Source organism: Flavobacterium paronense, from assembly GCF_030409795.1.
Taxonomy (GTDB): domain Bacteria; phylum Bacteroidota; class Bacteroidia; order Flavobacteriales; family Flavobacteriaceae; genus Flavobacterium; species Flavobacterium paronense.
This window is the reverse complement of record NZ_JAUFQN010000019.1, coordinates 2,385,915-2,406,081: the sequence shown is the minus strand read 5'-3', so window position 1 is coordinate 2,406,081 and position 20,167 is coordinate 2,385,915. Positions and strand designations below refer to the sequence as shown.

The following is a 20,167-nucleotide window of genomic DNA, read 5'->3' as shown; positions in this document are numbered from 1 at the left end:
GAGTCAAGAAGCAGTAATATGTTCTTGGCTCTTTTTTTTATCAAAATGTATTAAAAAGTATTTTTTTCATTACAAATATTTTTAATATAAAAGTAATTTTCTTACTTTAGATGAAAATTAAAAACCGTGAAAGAAGATTTTCTTCATTATATATGGCAATATAAGAAGTTTGACTTTTCTAACCTTACAACTGTTTCGGGAGAATTGCTCACAATACTCCATTGTGGAAATTATTTGCAACAAGCTGGTCCGGATTTTTTTAATGCCCAAATAAGTATAGGAAATCAAAAATGGGCAGGCAATATTGAAATTCATATCAAATCTTCCGATTGGTATTTACATCATCACGAGAAAGATGCCAATTATGACAATGTTATTCTTCATGTTGTTTGGGAACATGATACACCGGTTTTTAGAAAAGACAATACTGAAATCCAGGTTTTGGAACTTAAAAAATATATAGCGAAAAAGGATTTAGAAAATTATCAGGCATTAGCATCACCAAAATCTTGGATTTATTGTGAAAGCCAAATGGCAACTATCGATAGTTTTGTTTTGGCTAATTGGCAAGAGCGATTGTTTGTTGAAAGATTGGAACGAAAATACAATCCGATAGAACAATTGCTGAAAGAAACGGAAAATAATTGGGAAGCTGTTTTGTTTTGTATGCTCGCAAAGAACTTTGGTTTGAATACTAATGGAGAGACTTTTATGAAAATGGCTAAATTAATTCCGTTTTCAATTATCAGAAAAGAAAGTGCCGACGTAGCCAATTTAGAGAGCTTACTTTTCGGAACAACAGATCTATTTCCGCTTGATGTTCAGGATAACTACACTAAAGATTTGAAAAACAGATTTGAGTATATTTCCCAAAAACACCAATTAAAAAAAGGCACTATTGATCCAGTTCAGTTTTTTAAACATAGACCTGATAATTTCCCGACGATAAGACTGGCCCAATTGGCAATGCTATATCATAAGCAACAAAATTTATTTTCAAAAGTGATTGTTGCGAGAACAGTAAAGGAATTGCGTCAGCTTTTTGAAATTACTATAACCGATTATTGGCAAACGCATTATCAGTTTGATAAAGAAAGTCCAAAGAAGAAAAAACAGTTCTCAAAGTCATTCATCGATTTGTTAATCATTAATACAATTGTTCCAATTCAGTTTGCCAATGCTAAAAGTCTAGGTAAAGAAGCATCAGAATCTTTATTAGATTTGCTTCGGGAAATTGCAGCCGAAAATAATATTATCATTGAAAAATTTTCCAATTTTGGAATTAAAGCTAAGAATGCTTTTGAAAGCCAATCGTTGTTGCAACTCAAAAATGAGTACTGTAATCGAAGCAAATGTTTACAATGTGCTGTTGGGATTGAGTTATTAAAAGCGTAATTTTGATATTTTAAACAAATACAATGTCACTAGTTATCCGATTAAAATATTTTTTTGAAAAACACGGATTTCACGTGTCTTCCCGTTTAGCCGATAAGCTTGGAATGCGGGCTTCCAATGTGCGTTTGTTTTTTATCTACATCACATTTGTAACTGCTGGTTTGTGGTTTGGTGTCTATCTGACTTTAGCTTTTTGGATTAGGTTGAAAGATTTAATTCGAGGGAAACGAACTTCTGTTTTTGATTTATAACCTATGGGAACTATTGAGTCCATAGTAAAATCTTTTTTAACGTATTCGAAAAGTCAACGAATCGGAATTCTATTGTTTTTTGTTATTATCATTCTGGTTCAGGGGATTTATTTTTTCTATGATTTTAATGTTGTAAATAAAGTTGACGCTAAACAATCTAATTGGTTAGCGCTTCAAAGCACGGTTGATAGTTTAAAGCTCGGAAACAAAAATTATAAACCTGCGATTTATCCTTTCAATCCAAATTTTATTACTGACTTTAAAGGCTACAAACTCGGAATGTCGGTGGAAGAAATAGATCGCTTACTGGCGTATAGAAAGCAAAATAAATTTGTGAATTCTGCATCCGAATTTCAAGCTGTGACAAAAGTTTCTGATTCTTTACTAAGAGTAATTTCTCCTTACTTTAAATTTCCGGATTGGGTAAAAAACAAAAAGAGCAACTTTCAAGCATTTACCAAGAAGGATTTCTCAAAACCGGAAAAGATTTCCGTTCTCGATATCAACCAAGCAACTAAAGAAGATTTGATGAAAGTTTATGGTATTGGTGATAAAATTTCGGATAGAATTTTGGAACAGAAAGAAAAGTATGGTGCTTTTGTTTCTATGGATCAGATGAATGATATTTGGGGTCTGTCGCCCGAAGTTATTGAAAAATTGAAAAGTTCTTTTGTCGTGAAATCTATTTCAAATTGTAAAAAGATTAACATCAATAATGCATCGGTCAAAGAGTTGTCGCAATTTCCTTTTTTCAGATATCAATTAGCGAAAGATATCGTTATATTCAGGACGATGAATGGCGATATCAACATTGAGAATTTGTCAAAAATTAAAGGTTTTCCAGCCGAAAAAATCAAAATAATTGCCTTATATTTGGAATTCTAAAAAAGAAGACAAAAACGGCTTATTTATATGAATTCATTATACTTTACTGAAGAACACGAATTATTTAGAAAGAGTTTACAAGATTTTTTGCAGAAAGAAGTTGTTCCTCACATAGAGAAATGGGAAAAAACAGGGGCAATTGAACGCTTCATCTGGAAAAAATTCGGTGATATGGGCTTTTTCGGCATAGCATATCCTGAGGCTTATGGTGGATTGAATTTGGATTTGTTTTATACAGTTGTTCTATTAGAAGAACTTCAAAAAATAAAATCCTCTGGTTTTGCTGCAGCCATTTGGGCACATACTTATCTTGCAATGACGCATTTAAATACCGAAGGTGATGAAAGAATAAAACAAGAATATTTAACAGCAAGTATAGCCGGAGATAAAATTGGAGCATTATGCCTTACGGAACCTTTTGGAGGAAGTGATGTAGCGGGAATGCGAACAACGGCTATAAAAAAAGGAACTAAATATATCATAAACGGTTCTAAAACGTTTATTACAAATGGTGTTTATGCAGATTATTATGTAGTAGCCGCTAAAACAAGTCCAGATCGTGGAAATAAAGGAATCAGTATGTTTTTGATGGATACAAATCTAAAAGGAGTTTCGGCTACAAAACTCGATAAATTGGGTTGGAGAGCTTCTGATACTGCTGAAATTGCATTTGATAATGTTGAAATTCCCGAAGAAAACTTAATGGGAGAGGAAGGTAAAGGCTTTCCTTATATTATGCAACATTTCGCCTTAGAGCGATTAATCATGGCAATCAATGCGCATGCAAGAGCAGAATATGCCATCGATTACACAATAGATTATATGTCACATCGCGAAGCTTTTGGTAAGACAATAAATAAATTTCAAGCGTTAAGACACACAATGGTAGATCATGCCACAGAAGTAGAACATTGTAAAATATTTAATTATGCTGCTGTTGCCCGATTAAATAAAGGAGAATATGTAGTCAAAGAAGCTACTATGGCTAAATTAAAATCGACAAAAGTAGCAGACGAAACCATTTATAGTTGTTTGCAAATGCTAGGAGGTTATGGTTATATGGAAGAATATCCTTTAGCTCGTTTATTTAGAGACAGTCGTTTAGGACCAATAGGTGGTGGAACTTCAGAAATTCTTAGAGAGATTTTGTCTAAAATGATTATTGACAAACAAAACTATCAGCCAGCAGTAAAATAGTTAACAATTGATAATGGATAATTAATAGTGAAATCTATGCTGGCGAAAAAATTATCAATTATCCATTGTTAATTATCAATTAATTATTACTTTTGCACCCTTAACGAGAGGAGGTGTCTATATTATGTTAATTATACCAATTAAAGACGGAGAAAATATCGATAGAGCATTAAAGCGCTATAAAAGAAAATTTGATAAAACAGGAACTGTTCGTCAGTTGCGTTCACGTCAGGCTTTCATTAAACCTTCAGTTGTTAGAAGAGCACAAGTTCAAAAAGCTGCTTACATTCAGAACATGAAAGACGGATTAGAAAGTTAGTATCTGATTTTCTAAAAATATACTAACCGTTAGTACTCAAAGTTTCATAACTTTGATGCTAACGGTTTTTTTATGGAAAATTTTAAAAATAAATTTCATGATTATCTTTTGTTAGAGAAGAATTACTCTAAGCATACCGTTACGGCCTATATAAATGATATAGGTTTTTTTGAATCTTTTTTATCCAATGAATTTGAAGATAATGATTTGCTTTGCGTAAATTACAATCAAATACGTTCCTGGATAGTTTCGCTTTCTGATGATGGCATTTCAAATACTTCTATTAACCGAAAAGTATCCTCTTTAAAATCGTTTTATAAATTTCTGCTCAAGATCAAACAGATTGATTCAAGTCCGTTATTAAAACACAAAGCATTAAAGGCGCCAAAGAAAATTCAGATTCCGTTTTCAGAAAAAGAATTAGATATGGTTTTGAATCAGATAACTTATAAAGAAGGATTTGAAGGCGTACGAGATAAATTAATTATCGACCTATTTTACACTACCGGAATCCGAAGAACAGAGCTAATTAATTTAAAAATTCAGAATGTAGATTTGACAAATAATACCATCAAGGTAATTGGCAAAAGAAACAAAGAAAGAATCATTCCAATTTTAACAATAATTGAAGAACAGATAAAAAAATATTTATCCGAAAGAGCAAGTATACAAGACGTTAAAGATGTTGATTGTTTTTTTCTGCTGTTGAATGGCGTTAAATTAAACGATTCGTTTGTTTATCGGCTAATAAATTATTACTTTAGTAATGTCTCAGAGAAGGTGAAAAAAAGTCCACATATATTAAGGCATACATTTGCGACTCATCTACTAAACAATGGGGCAGACATAAATTCAGTAAAGGAATTATTAGGACATTCTAGTTTAGCATCGACACAAGTATACACGCATAATAGTTTAGCAGAGCTTCAAAAAGTCTACAATAGTGCGCATCCTAGAAATAAAAAATAATTCTAAAATGTTTAATTAATAAAAGATTTAATTATGAAGGTAAGTGTTAATGCAGTTAACTTTACTGTTGACAGAAAGCTGGTGGATTTTATCCAAGAAAGAATGAGCAAACTTGAAAAATTTTATGATAAAGTTGTCTCCGCTGACGTTTTTTTAAAGGTTGAAAAAACAAGTGATAAAGAAAATAAAGTAGTTGAGGTTAAAATTCACGTCCCAGGAGATGATTTTATGGTAAAAAAACAATGCAAAACTTTTGAGGAAGCAATAGAGGTTTCGGCAGAATCTTTAGAGCGATTATTGATTAAAAGAAAAGAAAAAATTAGAACACATATTTAAAATAATTTTTTTTTAAAAATGTTTTGATTGAAAGACAAAAAGATATACATTTGCAGTCCGTTAGAAATAGCGGGCTTTTTTTATTGATATTGCCAGCGTAGCTCAGTTGGCTAGAGCAGCTGATTTGTAATCAGCAGGTCGTGGGTTCGAGTCCCTCCGCCGGCTCTTTTTTTTATTGAAATATGGTTAGGGGAGATACTCAAGCGGCCAACGAGGGCAGACTGTAAATCTGCTGTGTGAACTTCGCAGGTTCGAATCCTGCTCTCCCCACAAAGTTTTTAAAAAGCATTTTCCGAAAGCTCGCTTTCGAGAAAATCAAATTTAAAAACTTTTAGTATCGTTGGGACAACGATACAGGATCATCGCCAGAATGGCGGTAATCCAAAAGGTTTCAATTTATCGAGACTAGATTGTTAAACGGAAGTTGATAGTTAAAAGGTTCAGATAAGTAGGAATTTGATCATCGCCAGAATGGCGGTAATCCAATTGGATTATCATCGAAAGGCGGTAATCCAAAAATGGAATTTAGAAATAGGAATTTGGTTTTTTTTCTGAATTCTAATATCTAACTTCTGGACTAGGCACAAGCCGACTTAGCTCAGGGGTAGAGTGCTTCCTTGGTAAGGAAGAGGTCACGGGTTCAATTCCCGTAGTTGGCTCAAAAATTAAATTGAAAATTGAACACTAATAAATATATAACTAAGTTTAAAATTAATTAAAATGGCAAAAGAAAATTTTAATCGTTCCAAACCACACCTTAATATTGGTACAATTGGTCACGTGGATCACGGAAAAACTACATTAACTGCAGCAATTACTAAAGTGTTGTCTGATGCAGGTTACTGTCAAGCAAAATCATTTGATCAAATTGATAATGCTCCTGAAGAAAAAGAAAGAGGTATTACTATCAACACTTCACACGTTGAGTACGAAACTGCTAATCGTCACTACGCACACGTTGACTGTCCAGGTCACGCGGATTACGTAAAAAACATGGTTACTGGTGCTGCTCAAATGGACGGTGCTATCCTTGTTGTAGCTGCAACTGATGGACCAATGCCACAAACACGTGAGCACATCCTTTTAGGTCGCCAGGTTGGTATTCCTAGAATGGTAGTATTCATGAACAAAGTGGATATGGTTGATGATGCTGAGCTTTTAGAATTAGTTGAAATGGAAATCAGAGACTTATTGTCTTTCTACGAATATGATGGAGATAACAGTCCAGTTATTCAAGGTTCTGCTTTAGGTGGATTGAATAACGATCCAGCTTGGGTACCAAAAATTATTGAATTAATGGCTGCTGTTGATGCATGGATTGAAGAACCAGTTCGTGATATTTCAAAACCATTCTTGATGCCAGTTGAAGATTCATTTACAATTACTGGTCGTGGAACTGTTGCTACAGGTCGTATCGAAACAGGAATTGCTAACACAGGAGATCCAGTTGAAATCATTGGTATGGGAGCTGAAAAATTAACTTCTACTATTACAGGAGTTGAGATGTTCCGTAAAATCCTTGATAGAGGTGAAGCTGGAGATAACGTAGGTTTATTGTTAAGAGGTATTGATAAAGCGGATATCAAAAGAGGTATGGTTATTATTAAGCCAGGTTCAGTGAAACCGCACGCTACTTTCAAAGCTGAGGTTTATATCTTGAAAAAAGAAGAAGGTGGTCGTCACACACCATTCCACAATAACTACCGTCCACAGTTCTACGTACGTACAACTGACGTAACAGGAGTTATTACTTTACCAACAGGAGTAGAGATGGTAATGCCAGGTGATAACTTAACTATTAATGTTGCTTTATTAAGTCCAATTGCAATGAACGTAGGTTTACGTTTCGCTATCCGTGAAGGTGGTAGAACAGTTGGTGCTGGTCAGGTAACTGAAATAGTTTCGTAATTATAAAATAAATATAAATCCAGTGTCGTTTTTTTTAAACGACACTGGATTTTAATAATAATCAACGGGCGTAGTTCAAGGGTAGAATAGCGGTCTCCAAAACCGTTGATGGGGGTTCGAATCCCTCCGCCCGTGCAAAAATAAAAATACAATGACAAAAGTTGTTAATTATATATCAGAAGCATTTGAAGAATTAAAATCAAATGTTACTTGGCCAGAATGGTCTGAAGTGCAACGTCTAACTATTATAGTGGCTGTTTTTTCAGTAGTTTTTGCTTTAGCAACATGGGGTGTTGATGAAATGTGCGCAAAAGCAATTGCTGGGATTTTTAATTTGATAAAATCTTAATTTCTCTGAAATGGCAGATAATAATGTAAAAAAATGGTATGTGGTTCGAGCGGTAAGCGGACAAGAAAATAAAGTCAAAGCTTATATCGAAACAGAAATCAATAGATTAGGAATGTCGGATTACGTATCTCAAGTTCTTGTACCTACCGAAAAAGTAGTTCAAGTAAGAGATGGTAAAAAAATAGCAAAGGATAAAGTTTATTTTCCTGGTTATGTAATGATTGAAGCTAATCTTATTGGTGAAATACCTCATATTATTAAATCGATTACTAGTGTAATTGGTTTTTTAGGTGAAGTAAAAGGCGGTGAGCCTGTGCCATTGCGACTGTCTGAAGTGAACAGAATGTTAGGTAAAGTTGATGAATTAGCTGTTAATACAGATACTCAGGCAATACCTTTCAAAATTGATGAAACAATTAAGGTTATTGATGGACCTTTCAATGGATTTAACGGAACTATTGAAAAAATCAATGAAGAAAAGCGTAAGCTGGAAGTAATGGTGAAAATCTTCGGAAGAAAAACACCATTAGAATTGAGCTTTATGCAAGTTGAAAAAGTATAATTTGTTACACTATTATAAACGGCAAACGTCTGCTTCCACAGACCGCTGCAAATTTTTTAAAAACAATGGCTAAAGAGATTAGTAAAGTAGTTAAACTACAAGTTAAGGGAGGTGCTGCGAACCCGTCGCCACCGGTTGGACCTGCTCTGGGAGCTGCTGGTGTTAATATCATGGAGTTCTGTAAGCAATTTAATGCTAGAACACAAGATCAACCTGGCAAAGTGTTACCGGTACAAATTACCGTGTATAAAGACAAATCGTTCGATTTTGTTGTAAAAACTCCACCTGCTGCAATTCAATTAATGGATGCTGCTAAATTGAAATCTGGTTCAGGCGAGCCTAACAGAAAAAAAGTTGCTAACGTAACTTGGGATCAAATTAAAGGAATCGCTGAAGACAAGATGGTCGATTTAAATGCTTTCACAATCGAATCTGCAATGAGCATGATTGCTGGAACAGCTAGATCTATGGGTATAACTGTAACTGGAGATTCTCCTCTAAAATAAGGTAAGAAATGGCAAAATTGACAAAAAAACAAAAAGAAGCTGCTTCAAAAATTGAGAAAAACAAACTATATTCTTTAAAAGACGCTTCGTCTTTATTGAAAGTTGTTGCTTCTGCAAAATTTGATGAATCAGTAGATATTGCTGTTCGACTAGGAGTTGATCCAAGAAAAGCAAATCAAATGGTAAGAGGTGTTGTTACACTTCCTCATGGAACTGGAAAAGATACCAAAGTATTAGCTTTAGTAACTCCAGATAAAGAAGCAGAAGCGAAAGCTGCTGGTGCTGACTATGTAGGATTGGATGATTACCTTCAAAAAATTAAAGATGGTTGGACAGATGTTGACGTAATTGTTACTATGCCAGCTATTATGGGTAAATTAGGTCCATTAGGTCGTGTATTAGGGCCAAGAGGTTTAATGCCAAATCCTAAAACAGGAACAGTAACCATGGAAATTGGTAAAGCTGTAACTGAAATTAAAGCAGGTAAAATCGACTTTAAAGTTGACAAAACTGGTATCGTTCACGCAGGAATTGGAAGAATCTCTTTTGAATCTGATAAACTTGTTGATAACGCACACGAAATTATTCAAACATTACTTAAATTAAAACCAACTGCAGCTAAAGGTACTTACATCAAGTCAATTCACTTGTCTAGTACTATGAGTCCTGCTATTGCTTTAGATCCTAAAGCGGTATAATTTAGTTAAACAAATTTTATTATGACAAGAGAAGAAAAATCAATCGCGATAGAAGATTTAACTGCAAAGTTGGCTAATGCTAATATACTTTACATTGCTGATACTTCAGGATTGAATGCTGAAACAACCTCTAACTTGAGAAGAACTTGCTATAAAGCAGGTATCAAATTGGAAGTAGTTAAAAACACATTGCTTGAAAAAGCAATGGAAGCTTCAACTAATAATTATGGTGATTTAGCCAGTGTGTTAAAAGGGAATTCTTCAATTTTTATTGCAGATATCGCTAATGCACCAGCAAAAATCATCAAAGATTTCAGAAAAAAATCTGATAAACCAGCTTTCAAGGGAGCTTACATCAACGGTGAAATTTACATCGGTGATAACCTTATCGATAGCTTGGCTTCATTGAAATCTAAAGAAGAAGTTATTGGAGAAATCATCGGATTACTTCAATCGCCTGCTAAACGTGTGATTGCAGCATTGTTAAACAATGCAGAGCAAAAAGGCGAAGCAGCAGAATAATTAGAGCAGACTAAAAAAATAATAATTAAAGAACATTTTAAACGATAGAAAAAATGGCAGATTTGAAACAATTCGCAGAACAATTAGTTAACTTAACTGTAAAAGAAGTTAACGATTTAGCTACAATATTAAAAGATGAGTATGGTATCGAACCAGCTGCTGCAGCTGTAGTAGTTGCTGCTGGTGGTGGTGGAGAAGCTGCTGCTGAAGAGCAATCAGAATTCACAGTAGTACTTAAAGAAGCTGGTGCTTCTAAATTAGCTGTTGTAAAAGCAGTTAAAGAATTAACAGGTTTAGGTTTGAAAGAAGCTAAAGATCTTGTTGACGGTGCACCATCTAACATCAAAGAAGGAATCACTAAAGCAGAAGCTGAAGGTTTGAAAAAATCTTTAGAAGAAGCTGGAGCTGTTGTTGAATTAAAATAATTCAACACCGGTTTTAGAACTAGGTTTAGGCCTTGGACAAAAGCGTCCAAGGGCCTAAACCATTTTTCGTATAATAAAATTATATCCAGTTTTATGATTAATACGAAAATTTTTTGATCGATAACGAAGAAAAAAAATGAGCGAACTTGGTTCATTTTTAAAGATGTATCGGTTATAAAAAGAAAGTATGGATTACTTAGTGTTTCTACACAAAAAATTACTTTTTTTTAATCAAAATTTTGCTCATTGATGATAACAAATCAGACTGAAAGATTGAATTTTGCCTCTACTAAAAACATCCCTCAATATCCGGATTTTCTAGATGTTCAGGTAAAATCTTTTCAAGATTTCTTCCAATTGGAAACGAAATCAGACGAGAGAGGCAACGAAGGGTTATACAACACCTTCATGGAAAACTTTCCAATCACTGATACAAGAAACCAATTTGTATTAGAATTTCTAGATTATTTTGTTGACCCACCACGTTACACTATTCAAGAGTGTATTGAAAGAGGTCTAACATATAGCGTGCCTTTAAAAGCACGTCTAAAACTTTATTGTACTGACCCAGAACACGAGGATTTTGAAACTATCGTACAGGATGTTTATTTAGGAACTATTCCTTACATGACTCCAAGCGGTACTTTCGTAATCAATGGTGCTGAGCGTGTGGTTGTTTCGCAATTACACCGTTCACCTGGAGTTTTCTTTGGTCAAAGTTTCCACGCTAATGGTACAAAGTTATATTCTGCCAGAGTAATTCCTTTTAAAGGATCTTGGATTGAATTTGCTACTGACATCAATAGCGTAATGTATGCTTACATTGATAGAAAGAAAAAATTACCTGTAACGACTTTATTCCGTGCTATTGGTTTCGAAAGAGATAAGGACATCCTTGAAATTTTCGACCTTGCTGAGGAAATTAAAGTCTCTAAAACAGGACTTAAAAAATATATCGGTAGAAAATTAGCGGCGAGAGTATTAAATACTTGGCACGAAGATTTCGTGGATGAAGATTCAGGAGAAGTAGTTTCTATCGAACGTAACGAAATTATCCTTGATAGAGATACCATTATCGACAAAGATAATGTGGAAGAAATCATCGATTCTAACGTTAAATCTATTTTGTTACATAAAGAAGATGCTAATCAAGGTGATTATGCCATCATCCATAATACGTTACAAAAAGATCCAACAAATTCTGAAAAAGAAGCCGTTGAGCATATCTACAGACAATTGCGTAATGCAGAACCGCCTGATGAAGAAACGGCTCGTGGTATTATAGATAAATTGTTCTTCTCAGACCAACGTTATAACTTAGGTGAAGTTGGTCGTTACAGAATGAACAAAAAACTTGGTTTAGATATCCCAATGGAAAAGCAAGTGCTTACCAAAGAAGATATCATCACCATTGTAAAATACTTGATTGAATTAATCAATGCGAAAGCAGATATTGATGATATTGATCACTTATCAAACCGTCGTGTTAGAACAGTTGGTGAACAATTGTCACAACAATTCGGTGTTGGTTTAGCGCGTATGGCAAGAACCATCCGTGAGAGAATGAACGTTAGAGATAACGAGGTGTTTACACCAATCGATTTGATTAATGCTAAAACATTATCATCGGTAATCAACTCTTTCTTTGGTACAAACCAGTTGTCTCAATTCATGGATCAAACGAATCCACTAGCTGAGATTACGCACAAAAGAAGATTATCAGCATTAGGACCAGGTGGACTTTCAAGAGAAAGAGCAGGATTTGAAGTACGTGACGTTCACTATACACACTACGGAAGACTTTGCCCAATTGAAACTCCTGAGGGACCAAATATTGGATTGATTTCTTCACTTGGTGTTTACGCTAAAGTGAACGGAATGGGATTCATCGAAACGCCTTACCGTAAAGTAACTAATGGTGTTGTCGATTTAACTTCTGAACCTATATACTTAAGCGCTGAAGAAGAAGAAGGAAAAATGATTGCTCAGGCAAACATTGAAATGGACGGAAAAGGAAAAATTACGGCTGATAAAGTTATTGCTCGTGAAGAAGGCGATTTCCCTGTAGTTGATCCAGGACAAGTTCATTATACTGACGTTGCTCCTAATCAGATTGCTTCTATTTCAGCTTCATTGATTCCTTTCTTGGAACATGATGATGCGAATAGAGCGTTGATGGGATCAAACATGATGCGTCAGGCGGTACCATTGTTACGTCCTGAAGCACCGATTGTTGGAACTGGTCTTGAAAGACAAGTAGCTTCTGATTCAAGAGTATTGATTAATGCTGAAGGTGATGGAACTGTTGAATATGTTGATGCTAATATGATTACTATCAAATATGACAGAACGGAAGCGGAAAGAATGGTAAGTTTTGACCCAGATGAGAAGTCATATAACTTAATCAAATTCAGAAAAACGAATCAAAGTACGTCTATCAACTTGAAACCTATCGTTAGAAAAGGGGACAGAGTTAAACTTGGACAAGTACTTTGTGAAGGATATGCCACGCAAAACGGAGAGTTAGCTTTAGGTAGAAACCTTAAAGTTGCCTTTATGCCTTGGAAAGGGTATAACTTCGAGGATGCGATTGTGATTTCTGAAAAAGTAGTTCGTGATGATATTTTCACTTCTATCCATGTTGATGATTATTCATTAGAAGTTAGAGATACTAAATTAGGTAACGAAGAGTTGACTAATGATATTCCTAACGTTTCTGAAGAAGCAACAAAAGATTTGGATGAAAACGGAATGATTAGAATTGGTGCCGAAGTAAAACCTGGCGACATTCTAATCGGAAAAATTACACCAAAAGGAGAATCAGATCCAACTCCAGAAGAAAAACTGTTAAGAGCTATCTTTGGAGATAAAGCCGGTGATGTAAAAGATGCTTCGTTAAAAGCTTCTCCATCATTACACGGTGTAGTTTTAGATAAAAAATTATTCGCAAGAGCAGTAAAAGATAAAAAGAAACGTACCAAAGATAAAGACGATTTGACGTCTTTGGAAATGGACTTCGAAACAAAATTCGTTGATTTAAAAGACAAATTAGTAGAGAAACTTTTCACTATAGTTAACGGAAAAACATCTCAAGGTGTAATGAATGATTTAGGAGAAGAAGTTTTACCAAAAGGTAAAAAATACACTCTTAAAATGTTACACGCTGTTGAAGATTTCGCTCACTTAACCAAAGGACAATGGGTTGCAGATGATGAGTCTAACAATTTAGTAAATGACTTAATTCACAACTATAAAATCAAGTTAAACGATTTACAAGGTGCTTTAAGAAGAGAGAAATTTACTATCACTGTTGGAGATGAATTACCTGCTGGTATTTTGAAACTGGCTAAAGTTTACATCGCTAAGAAACGTAAATTGAAAGTGGGTGATAAAATGGCAGGACGTCACGGAAACAAAGGTATTGTTGCTCGTATCGTTCGTCATGAAGATATGCCATTCCTTGAAGACGGAACTCCGGTTGATATTGTATTGAATCCACTTGGTGTACCTTCTCGTATGAACATCGGGCAGATTTATGAAACTGTTTTAGGTTGGGCCGGAATGAACTTGGGTAGAAAGTATGCTACACCAATTTTTGACGGAGCAACTTTAGATCAAATAAATGAATTAACTGATGAAGCAGGAATTCCACGTTTTGGTCATACTTATTTGTATGATGGCGGAACTGGAGAACGTTTCCACCAAGCAGCAACTGTTGGAGTTATCTATATGTTGAAACTTGGACACATGGTTGATGATAAGATGCACGCACGTTCTATCGGACCATACTCTCTTATTACACAACAACCACTTGGAGGTAAAGCTCAATTTGGAGGTCAGCGTTTTGGAGAAATGGAGGTTTGGGCACTTGAAGCTTATGGAGCATCAAGCACGCTTAGAGAAATTTTGACTGTTAAATCGGATGACGTTATTGGTAGAGCTAAAACTTACGAAGCAATCGTTAAGGGAGAATCTATGCCAGAACCAGGATTGCCAGAATCATTCAATGTATTAATGCATGAATTGAAAGGTCTTGGATTAGACATCAGATTAGAAGAATAAAACAATTAACAATTAACAATTGATAATGCATAATGCTTGTCAATTGTTAATTATCAACTATCAATTATCAATTCAAGTTTTAAACTATGATGAATAATAGAAATAATAATAGAGATCCTAAAAATACAATCAAGAGATTTGACAGAATTTCAATTGGTTTAGCGTCTCCAGAATCTATCTTGGCTGAGTCAAGAGGTGAGGTTCTGAAACCAGAAACAATCAATTACAGAACTCACAAACCAGAACGTGATGGTCTTTTCTGCGAACGAATTTTCGGTCCGGTAAAAGATTTTGAATGTGCTTGTGGAAAATACAAAAGAATCCGTTACAAAGGAATCGTTTGTGACCGTTGTGGTGTTGAAGTTACAGAGAAAAAAGTACGTCGTGATAGAGTAGGACACATCAATTTGGTTGTGCCAATAGCTCATATCTGGTACTTCCGTTCTTTGCCAAACAAAATTGGATACATTCTAGGCTTGCCATCTAAGAAATTAGATATGATTATTTACTACGAAAGATATGTGGTAATTCAGGCTGGTATTGCGGTGAATGCTGAAGGTGAATCGTTACAAAGATTAGACTTCTTAACAGAAGAAGAATACTTAAACATTCTAGACGCATTGCCACAAGACAATCAATATTTAGATGATTTCGATCCAAATAAATTCGTTGCCAAAATGGGAGCTGAATGTATTATGGATTTATTAGCCAGAACCGATTTGAATGCTTTGTCATACGAATTGCGTCACGCTGCTAATAATGAAACATCAAAACAAAGAAAAACAGAAGCCTTAAAAAGATTGCAGGTAGTTGAGTCATTCCGTGATTCAAATAACAACAGAGAAAATCGTCCTGAATGGATGATTATGAAAGTAGTTCCGGTTATTCCACCAGAATTGCGTCCGTTGGTGCCACTTGATGGTGGTCGTTTCGCGACTTCCGATTTGAATGATTTATACAGAAGAGTTATCATCCGTAACAATCGTTTGAAAAGATTGATGGAGATTAAAGCTCCGGAAGTTATCTTAAGAAACGAAAAACGTATGTTGCAGGAATCAGTAGATTCATTATTTGATAACACACGTAAAGCTTCTGCAGTAAAAACAGAATCAAACAGACCATTAAAATCTTTATCAGATTCATTAAAAGGAAAACAAGGTCGTTTCCGTCAAAACTTATTAGGAAAACGTGTGGATTATTCTGCTCGTTCGGTAATTGTTGTTGGGCCAGAAATGAAATTGTTCGAATGTGGTTTGCCAAAAGATATGGCTGCTGAACTATACAAACCATTCGTTATTCGTAAGTTAATCGAAAGAGGAATCGTTAAAACTGTTAAATCGGCTAAGAAAATAATTGATAAGAAAGAGCCAGTAGTTTGGGATATTCTTGAGAATGTAATCAAAGGACATCCTGTAATGCTTAACCGTGCTCCTACTTTGCACAGACTAGGAATCCAAGCGTTCCAGCCAAAACTTATTGAAGGAAAAGCAATCCAATTGCACCCATTAGTATGTACGGCTTTCAACGCGGATTTTGATGGTGACCAGATGGCGGTTCACTTACCACTTGGACCAGAAGCTATCCTTGAGTGTCAATTATTGATGTTGGCTTCTCATAATATCTTAAACCCTGCGAATGGTGCACCGATTACGGTTCCATCTCAGGACATGGTATTGGGTCTTTATTATATGACCAAAGAAAGATTATCAGTTCCAGAACACAAAATCTTAGGTGAAGGTTTAACTTTCTATTCTGCTGAAGAGTGTAATATCGCTTTGAACGAAGGAAGAGTTGAATTGAATGCTCGTGTAAAAATCAGAGCAAAAGATTTTAATGAAGCAGGAGAATTAGTATACAAAATCATCCAAACTACTGCAGGTAGAGTATTATTTAATGAAGTAGTACCGGCTGCGGCAGGATATATCAATGAAGTATTGACTAAAAAATCTTTGCGTGACATTATCGGAAAAATCCTTGCAGTGACTGATGTTCCTACAACGGCAGCTTTCCTTGATGAAATGAAAGACATGGGATACAAATTCGCCTTCAAAGGTGGATTGTCATTCTCATTAGGTGATATTAGAATTCCGGAACAAAAAACACAATTGATTGCTGATGCTCGTGTTCAAGTTGAAGGTATTTCTGTGAATTATAACATGGGACTTATCACTAACAACGAACGTTACAATCAGGTTATTGATATCTGGACTTCTGCTAATGCTCAATTGACAGAATTAGCCATGAAAAACATTAGAGAAGACCAACAAGGTTTCAACTCGGTGTATATGATGCTTGACTCTGGAGCAAGGGGTTCTAAAGAACAAATTCGTCAGTTAACGGGTATGCGTGGTTTGATGGCTAAGCCTAAAAAATCAACTGCTGGTGGTGGTGAAATTATTGAGAATCCAATTCTTTCTAACTTTAAGGAAGGTCTTTCTATCTTAGAATACTTTATCTCTACTCACGGTGCTCGTAAAGGATTAGCGGATACCGCTTTGAAAACGGCTGATGCTGGTTACTTGACCCGTAGATTACATGACGTTTCTCAAGACGTAATCGTAAACTCTGTAGATTGTGGTACATTAAGAGGAATTGATGTTTCTGCCTTGAAGAAAAACGAAGAAATCGTTGAAACTTTAGGAGAAAGAATCCTTGGACGTGTTGCTTTGCAAGATGTAATCAATCCGTTGGATAATGAAATATTAGTACATTCTGGTGAGCAAATTACCGAAGCTATCATGAAAGCTATCGAAGAATCTCCTATCGAAAGAGTGGATGTTCGTTCGCCTTTGACTTGTGAAGCTAAAAAAGGTATTTGTGCTAAATGTTACGGTAGAAACTTAGCAACTGGAAAAATGACTCAAAGAGGAGAAGCTGTTGGTGTAATTGCCGCACAGTCTATTGGAGAGCCAGGTACACAGTTGACACTACGTACCTTCCACGTTGGTGGAGTTGCGGGTGGAGTTTCAGAAGAATCTACTATTGTAGCAAGATTTGGTGGAAAACTAGAGATTGAAGATTTAAAAACTGTTGTTGGAGAAGATGCTGATGGAAACAAAGTTGATATTGTAGTTTCTCGTTCAACAGAATTGAAATTAGTAGATACTAAAACAGGTATTTTATTGAGTACTCATAACATTCCTTATGGTTCTGTTATCAGTGTGAAAGATGGTGATGTTGTTGCAAAAGGCGCTGCTATCTGTAAATGGGATCCTTATAATGGTGTAATCGTTTCTGAATTTACTGGAAAGATTGCTTACGAAGATTTAGAACAAGGACAATCGTTCCAAGTGGAGATTGATGAGCAAACTGGTTTCCAAGAAAAAGTAATTTCGGAAGGAAGAAATAAAAAATTAATCCCAACCTTATTGGTTTATGGTAAAGACGGAGAATTAATTCGTTCTTATAACTTACCAGTTGGAGCGCACCTTATGGTAGAAGATGGAGAGAAAATTAAAGCAGGTAAAATCCTTGTGAAAATTCCTCGTCGTTCTTCAAAAGCGGGTGATATTACCGGAGGTTTACCAAGAATTACCGAGTTGTTAGAAGCTCGTAATCCTTCGAACCCTGCAGTAGTTTCTGAGATTGATGGTGTTGTTTCTTTTGGAAAAATCAAAAGAGGTAACCGTGAGATTATCATCGAATCTAAATTTGGTGAAATCAAGAAATACTTAGTGAAATTATCTAGTCAAATCTTGGTTCAAGAGAATGACTTCGTAAAAGCGGGTGTGCCTTTATCTGATGGTGCTATTACACCGGAAGATATTTTAAGAATTCAAGGACCTTCTGCTGTTCAACAGTATTTGGTTAATGAAATTCAGGAAGTATACCGTTTGCAAGGGGTAAAAATCAATGACAAACACTTTGAAGTGGTTATCCGTCAGATGATGCGTAAAGTAAGAGTGGAAGATCCGGGAGATACTTTATTCCTTGAAGAGCAATTAATTCATACTGCTGATTTCTTGGTAGAAAATGATAAATTGTACGGAATGAAAGTGGTAGAAGATGCCGGTGATTCTGAAGTGTTGAAACCAGGACAGATTATTTCGCCACGTGAATTGCGTGATGAAAATTCGTTATTGAAACGTAATGATAAAAATCAGGTTGTGGCTCGTGATGTAATTACGGCTACTGCTACTCCGGTTTTACAAGGTATTACAAGAGCTTCGTTACAAACTAAATCATTCATCTCTGCGGCATCGTTCCAAGAGACTACCAAAGTATTAAACGAAGCAGCAGTTGCTGGTAAAGTTGATACGCTTGAAGGTCTTAAAGAAAATGTAATCGTTGGACATAGAATTCCTGCCGGTACAGGTATGAGAGATTACGATCATACTATTGTAGGTTCTAAAGAAGACTATAACGAGATTATGGCTAGTAAAGAAGAGTACATTTATTAATCGGAAGGTTAATAGTTAAATAAAAGCCACTATTTTACATTCTAAATTAGTGGCTTTTTACTTTTAAATATCAGATTCTAAAAATCTAACAATCTAATAATCTAACAATCTAATACCAAATGAGCGATAATAACCAACAACAAGGACAAATAAACATAGAATTGGATGAGAAAACGGCTGAGGGAATTTATTCCAATTTGGCTATCATTAATCATTCTGCTTCGGAGTTTGTTATTGATTTTGTAACAATTATGCCTGGTGTGCCAAAGGCAAAAGTAAAATCAAGAATCGTTTTAACGCCACAACATGCTAAAAGATTTCTTAAGGCATTGGGTGAGAACATTCATAGATTTGAACAAACTAATGGTGAAATTAAGGATGTGGAACAGCCACAGATTCCTTTGAATTTTGGTCCGGCGGGACAGGCGTAGTTAGATTACAATTTGCATTTATAAAGAGACCTCTTCAGTTATGGAGAGGTTTTTATATTTCTCGCAAAGACGCAAAGGCGCTAAGTTTCCATTAATTTTATTTTTTAACCACATAGGGACATATTAAAAGCATATTTTTTATACCCTTACGGTGGAGAAGTTGTCGAAGCCGCGTCGAGAAGATGTCGAAGCCACGTCGAGAAGTTGTCGAAGCCACGTCGAGAAAATGTCAAGCCGCAGTTTCAAAGTTGCCATTGGTATTTATAATGTTAATCTCAACAATTTAATGTTGATGCGGTCAGTTTTTTAAGCCAATCTATAGGTGTTTAGGGCTTAAAATTTTAATTGATTAAAGTATTATTACTTTTGCCATTTTGGTTTTTTTTCTCGCAAAGTTCGCGAAGGTTTTCGTAAAGTTTGGGAAGAGTTATTTGTAGAGATTGGTTTTTTTTCTCGCAAAGTTCGCAAAGGTTTTCACTCAAAGTTCGCAAAGGTTTTCACGAAGTTTGGGAAGAGTTATTTTTAGAGATTGGTTTTTTTTCTCGCAAAGTTCGCGAAGGTTTTCACGCAAAGTTCGCAAAGGTTTTTACGAAGTTCGGGAAGAGTTATTTTTAGAGATTGGTTTTTTTCTCGTAAAGTTCGCAAAGGTTTTCGCGAAGATTTATGTAAAAGTGATTGTTTTGTTGGAGTGTAAATGTGTTTGTTTTAGCCGCAAATTAAAAAAATTTTCACAAATTAATTTGGGCTAATTTGTGCTGAATACCTTAACCATTTAATAATCTAAAAAATATAGGTTTCTTGGGTAGGGTAGCTAATTTCGTAACTGTTTTACAAAGAATTAGGGATAAATAGTACAGCGAAAACGTTTGAGAAGATTTTATCGTTTGAAATTGTAATTTAAACGGATTTTATTGTAGTTTAGCAGCCCCTTAATCGTTTTCGCATTAACCTA

At 35.2% G+C, this 20,167-nt stretch carries 17 protein-coding genes and 4 tRNA genes; all 21 read left to right on the top strand.

Features of this window, described 5'->3' with window-relative positions:
- The first annotated feature begins 126 nt into the window (after positions 1-126).
- The 21 genes from QWY90_RS11765 (at position 127) to QWY90_RS11665 (ending at position 19,215) form a co-directional block, all read left to right on the top strand.
- Positions 127-1,395 carry a DUF2851 family protein gene (locus tag QWY90_RS11765; RefSeq protein WP_290286125.1) on the top strand — a complete coding sequence of 423 codons (1,269 nt, stop codon included), beginning with the start codon at positions 127-129 and terminating at the stop codon, positions 1,393-1,395.
- A gap of 23 nt (positions 1,396-1,418) precedes the next feature.
- Positions 1,419-1,646: a PspC domain-containing protein gene (locus QWY90_RS11760; RefSeq protein ID WP_290286124.1), complete on the top strand. Its 228-nt coding sequence runs from the start codon at positions 1,419-1,421 to the stop codon at positions 1,644-1,646.
- 3 nt (positions 1,647-1,649) lie between these two features.
- Positions 1,650-2,531, top strand: coding sequence for a ComEA family DNA-binding protein (locus QWY90_RS11755; RefSeq protein ID WP_290286123.1), 882 nt, complete (start codon positions 1,650-1,652; stop codon positions 2,529-2,531).
- Between the two features lie 27 nt (positions 2,532-2,558).
- On the top strand, positions 2,559-3,728 hold the full coding sequence (locus QWY90_RS11750) for an acyl-CoA dehydrogenase family protein (RefSeq protein ID WP_290286122.1): 1,170 nt from the start codon (positions 2,559-2,561) through the stop codon (positions 3,726-3,728).
- Between the two features lie 124 nt (positions 3,729-3,852).
- Positions 3,853-4,047 (top strand): 30S ribosomal protein S21, encoded by a 195-nt coding sequence (gene rpsU, locus QWY90_RS11745; RefSeq protein WP_136150610.1) that lies wholly within the window; start codon positions 3,853-3,855, stop codon positions 4,045-4,047.
- Between the two features lie 72 nt (positions 4,048-4,119).
- A complete protein-coding gene (locus QWY90_RS11740; protein ID WP_290286121.1) occupies positions 4,120-5,016 on the top strand; it encodes a tyrosine-type recombinase/integrase in 897 nt (298 codons plus the stop codon).
- A 33-nt stretch (positions 5,017-5,049) separates the two neighbouring features.
- Positions 5,050-5,352, top strand: a complete 303-nt coding sequence (hpf, locus tag QWY90_RS11735; protein ID WP_290286120.1) for a ribosome hibernation-promoting factor, HPF/YfiA family — start codon at positions 5,050-5,052, stop codon at positions 5,350-5,352.
- Between the two features lie 91 nt (positions 5,353-5,443).
- Positions 5,444-5,517: transfer RNA gene (locus tag QWY90_RS11730), tRNA-Thr, on the top strand.
- A 24-nt stretch (positions 5,518-5,541) separates the two neighbouring features.
- Positions 5,542-5,622 (top strand) — tRNA-Tyr (locus QWY90_RS11725).
- Between the two features lie 317 nt (positions 5,623-5,939).
- A tRNA-Thr gene (locus QWY90_RS11720) sits at positions 5,940-6,011 on the top strand.
- A 61-nt stretch (positions 6,012-6,072) separates the two neighbouring features.
- On the top strand, positions 6,073-7,260 hold the full coding sequence (tuf, locus tag QWY90_RS11715; RefSeq protein WP_290286119.1) for an elongation factor Tu: 1,188 nt from the start codon (positions 6,073-6,075) through the stop codon (positions 7,258-7,260).
- A 64-nt stretch (positions 7,261-7,324) separates the two neighbouring features.
- Positions 7,325-7,395: transfer RNA gene (locus QWY90_RS11710), tRNA-Trp, on the top strand.
- Positions 7,396-7,411: 16 nt separating this feature from the next.
- Complete coding sequence (gene secE, locus QWY90_RS11705; protein WP_290286117.1) at positions 7,412-7,609, top strand: preprotein translocase subunit SecE; 198 nt, start codon at positions 7,412-7,414, stop codon at positions 7,607-7,609.
- 10 nt (positions 7,610-7,619) lie between these two features.
- Positions 7,620-8,171, top strand: a complete 552-nt coding sequence (gene nusG, locus QWY90_RS11700) for a transcription termination/antitermination protein NusG (protein WP_290286115.1) — start codon at positions 7,620-7,622, stop codon at positions 8,169-8,171.
- A 65-nt stretch (positions 8,172-8,236) separates the two neighbouring features.
- Positions 8,237-8,677 (top strand): 50S ribosomal protein L11, encoded by a 441-nt coding sequence (rplK, locus tag QWY90_RS11695; RefSeq protein WP_290286114.1) that lies wholly within the window; start codon positions 8,237-8,239, stop codon positions 8,675-8,677.
- Between the two features lie 8 nt (positions 8,678-8,685).
- On the top strand, positions 8,686-9,375 hold the full coding sequence (rplA, locus tag QWY90_RS11690; protein WP_290286112.1) for a 50S ribosomal protein L1: 690 nt from the start codon (positions 8,686-8,688) through the stop codon (positions 9,373-9,375).
- A 21-nt stretch (positions 9,376-9,396) separates the two neighbouring features.
- Positions 9,397-9,897 carry a 50S ribosomal protein L10 gene (rplJ, locus tag QWY90_RS11685; protein WP_290286111.1) on the top strand — a complete coding sequence of 167 codons (501 nt, stop codon included), beginning with the start codon at positions 9,397-9,399 and terminating at the stop codon, positions 9,895-9,897.
- Positions 9,898-9,950: 53 nt separating this feature from the next.
- Complete coding sequence (gene rplL, locus QWY90_RS11680; protein ID WP_290286110.1) at positions 9,951-10,322, top strand: 50S ribosomal protein L7/L12; 372 nt, start codon at positions 9,951-9,953, stop codon at positions 10,320-10,322.
- Positions 10,323-10,571: 249 nt separating this feature from the next.
- On the top strand, positions 10,572-14,384 hold the full coding sequence (rpoB, locus tag QWY90_RS11675) for a DNA-directed RNA polymerase subunit beta (RefSeq protein ID WP_290286108.1): 3,813 nt from the start codon (positions 10,572-10,574) through the stop codon (positions 14,382-14,384).
- An 86-nt stretch (positions 14,385-14,470) separates the two neighbouring features.
- Positions 14,471-18,784 (top strand): DNA-directed RNA polymerase subunit beta', encoded by a 4,314-nt coding sequence (rpoC, locus tag QWY90_RS11670; RefSeq protein WP_290286107.1) that lies wholly within the window; start codon positions 14,471-14,473, stop codon positions 18,782-18,784.
- Between the two features lie 119 nt (positions 18,785-18,903).
- Positions 18,904-19,215, top strand: coding sequence for a DUF3467 domain-containing protein (locus tag QWY90_RS11665; protein WP_290286106.1), 312 nt, complete (start codon positions 18,904-18,906; stop codon positions 19,213-19,215).
- Positions 19,216-20,167 lie beyond the last annotated feature (952 nt).